This window comes from Streptomyces sp. NPDC057271 (assembly GCF_042668715.1).
Taxonomy (GTDB): domain Bacteria; phylum Actinomycetota; class Actinomycetes; order Streptomycetales; family Streptomycetaceae; genus Streptomyces.
This window is the reverse complement of sequence record NZ_JBHUYJ010000247.1, coordinates 1-1,423: the sequence shown is the minus strand read 5'-3', so window position 1 is coordinate 1,423 and position 1,423 is coordinate 1. Positions and strand designations below refer to the sequence as shown.

Sequence of the window (1,423 nt, the reverse complement as noted above, 5' to 3'; positions counted from 1 at the left end):
GCGGGGAGATATCTGGCCGCCAGCGGGGACTCTTAACGGCCGCCAGCAGGGAGAACTACTGGCCGCCTACGGGGAGCACTACACGGCCGTTGACAAACCTGCTTGCACCGTAGGTCGGCTCCTCGACCGCTGTTGACCGCGTCTTACCGCCCCAGGTGGTGCGGGTGCCGACTGGCCTACCAGCGCTTGGATCACCGGATCAGCTCTCGGAGGCACGCGTCTCCGGGGTGTAACGGCGTTGCTCGTGTGGTTGATACCGAGGTTGCCCCGGGTTACGCGTAAATCGGCGACCTTCTACAAAACGGTGCTCATTGCAGCCGCGATCAGCCCCTTCGTGACGGCCTTCGCTACCAGTCTTGGGCAGTGTCTTGGCACAACCGCGCGGAATTGGACGGGGGCGTGGCGACAGCACCGAGCGCGCGGCGCGGAACTTGTTGTGGCACAACCGCGCCGCCGTGCCATCACACCCGAAGTGGGAGCCGGGCTACGACGCTGAAAGACACGACGGTGCGAGGCGGGCAGTCCACGGAGAAGGCCGCGCTGATCTACCAGCACTCCGACCACGAGCGTCAGAAGGAGGTGGCCGGCGGGCGCGACCAGATGGTGCGGGCGGCCCGAGAAAGGGCCCGTGAGCAGCAGAAAGAGGGGGCAGGTGGTGCGCAGGTGGTGCGCGGCACCTAGGGAGGTCTGGACAACACAAAAGCCCCAGGTCTCTGACCTGGGGCTTTGCTATGGAGCGGATGACGGGAATCGAACCCGCGCTATAAGCTTGGGAATCACCGGCGCCCGGCTTGGCCACTCGCTGTCTGACCTGCGAAAACAGGTCCTTTCGTGGCGCTTCTCGCTGGCTCGACGATACCCGTGGTGACCGCTGTTCACCGCCTCGAAGGGCACGGATGGGGCACGACCAGCTTCCTCGGAGATGCGGCGCTGCCTCCGCGTGTCGATGCCCGGCGATCAGTCGTCGGGTGGGCTTTCCGCTTCCTGGAGTCTCTCGGCGATGTCATCGGCCCACTCCTGAGCCCACCGGCGCAGCTCGATGGTCTGCTGGTCGTCGAGTCCGTAGGCCGCGAATTCGGTGTCATCGATCCAGTCCGCGCCGGCGAGCCTGGCCTGAAGGTCGGAGAGGTCGAAGCTGTCACGAGCGTGGCGGCGGCCGAGCTCTTCGAGCTCGATGTGACTCCAGCGATCCGTTGCCGCTCGGACGTCGATCAGGTCACGCGCCAAGCCCCGGTCTGCCAGCGCGCGAACCTTCGTGCCGACCACGTCCTCCAGGGAAAGCACCAAGCCGTGCTGAGTCTTCACAGGCGGACGCCAGAGTGCTTCCTTGAGTGGACGTTAAGTCCGATCTTCCCTGGTTCGTGGTCGCTCGATCGTGGTACTGATGGCTGCGCGGGCCATGTAATGGGCATGTCCATGTTGA

Annotated in this window: 1 protein-coding gene and 1 pseudogene; one reads left to right on the top strand and one right to left on the bottom strand. The window is 65.1% G+C overall.

The features are described from left to right. The first annotated feature begins 507 nt into the window (after positions 1-507). On the top strand, positions 508-681 hold the full coding sequence (locus ACFUJR_RS39265) for a hypothetical protein (protein WP_383181747.1): 174 nt from the start codon (positions 508-510) through the stop codon (positions 679-681). Positions 682-957: 276 nt separating this feature from the next. On the opposite strand, the pseudogene ACFUJR_RS39260 reads toward ACFUJR_RS39265, so the two are convergent. Continuing rightward, a pseudogene (locus ACFUJR_RS39260) lies at positions 958-1,332 on the bottom strand (hypothetical protein); the annotation flags it as partial. Positions 1,333-1,423 lie beyond the last annotated feature (91 nt).